The sequence below is a fragment of the Paraburkholderia sp. SIMBA_054 genome, from assembly GCF_046534875.1.
Lineage (GTDB): Bacteria > Pseudomonadota > Gammaproteobacteria > Burkholderiales > Burkholderiaceae > Paraburkholderia > Paraburkholderia hospita.
In genome coordinates this window covers 1-1,218 of sequence record NZ_JAWRXV010000172.1, presented here as the reverse complement: position 1 = coordinate 1,218, position 1,218 = coordinate 1, and the positions used below count along the sequence as shown (strand labels likewise).

Genomic DNA, 1,218 nt, shown 5'->3' with positions numbered 1-1,218 from the left:
TAGAGAATGAAAGGGACTTCCCCGTCCCGAGGCTGCGGCGGAAGCCGCGAGTCGGCATCAATGTGCCAGGATGAAGTTGCGAACGTTCATCGACACCAGCGAGAGGGGAAGTCCATGCCTATTGTCACTATCGGAATCGATCTTGCCAAGAATGTATTCGCCGTTCACGGCGTGAACGAGGCCGGCAAAGCGATGCTGGTCAAGCCACGTGTTCCGCGCGATCAACTGGCGATGTTGATTGCGCAGTTGCCGCCGTGCGTCATCGGCATGGAGGCCTGCTCCGGTGCGCATCACTGGGCACGCCTGTTCCAGCAGCACGGCCATACGGTCAAGCTCATGGCGCCCAACCTTGTGGCGCCGTATCGCATGTCCGGCAAGCGCGGCAAGAACGACGCGGCGGATGCTGCTGCGATCTGCGAAGCGGTGACGCGCCCAAGCATGCGTTTTGTGCCACTGAAGGACGAACATCAGCAGGCAACGCTTTGCCTGCATCGGACACGACAAGGTTTCGTTGAAGAGCGGACCGCGACCTACAACCGGTTGCGAGGCCTGCTCTCGGAATTCGGCGTGGTGCTGCCTCAGAGCCCGGAGAAGGTGCGCAGACACATCACAGAACATCTGGACACATTGCCTGGCTGGGCGAAGCGCAGCATCAGCGATCTGCTTGAGCATGCCGGCCATATCGAGGATCGCCTGCTCGAATACGACCGTGCGATCGCTGAGATCGCGCGTGAGGATGCGCGCAGCAAGAGGCTGATGCAGTTGCGCGGCATCGGCCCAACCACGGCCAGTGCATTGCTCGCCAGTATCGGAGCCGGGCACGACTTCAGAAACGGCCGGCAGGTGGCAGCCTGGATCGGACTCACGCCCGGTCAATACAGCAGTGGCGGCAAGGCCCGGCTGGGCAGCATCACGAAGGCAGGCGACGCCTATCTGCGAGGCCTGCTGGTCAACGGTGCGCGCGCCGTTATTGCCAGTCTCGGCGAGAAACAGGATCGCTTCAGCCGGTGGGCTCGAACCCTGATCGAGCGACGGGGCTACTGGCGGGCGGCCATCGCGATCGCCGCAAAGAACGCAAGATTGGCTTGGGCCATGCTGAAATATGGCCATGATTTCAAGCTCGAACCAGTTGCAGACTGAGTTCGATTCGGGTCTATCGATCAACCGACAACTGGACACGAGCGCGAACATCATGAGCACATAGAATCGATCACTTTG

1 protein-coding gene is annotated in these 1,218 nt (G+C 60.8%); it reads left to right on the top strand.

Features of this window, described 5'->3' with window-relative positions:
- Window positions 1-114 precede the first annotated feature (114 nt).
- Window positions 115-1,140, top strand: a complete 1,026-nt coding sequence (locus SB822_RS54555; protein WP_410858780.1) for an IS110 family transposase — start codon at window positions 115-117, stop codon at window positions 1,138-1,140.
- Window positions 1,141-1,218: the final 78 nt, after the last annotated feature.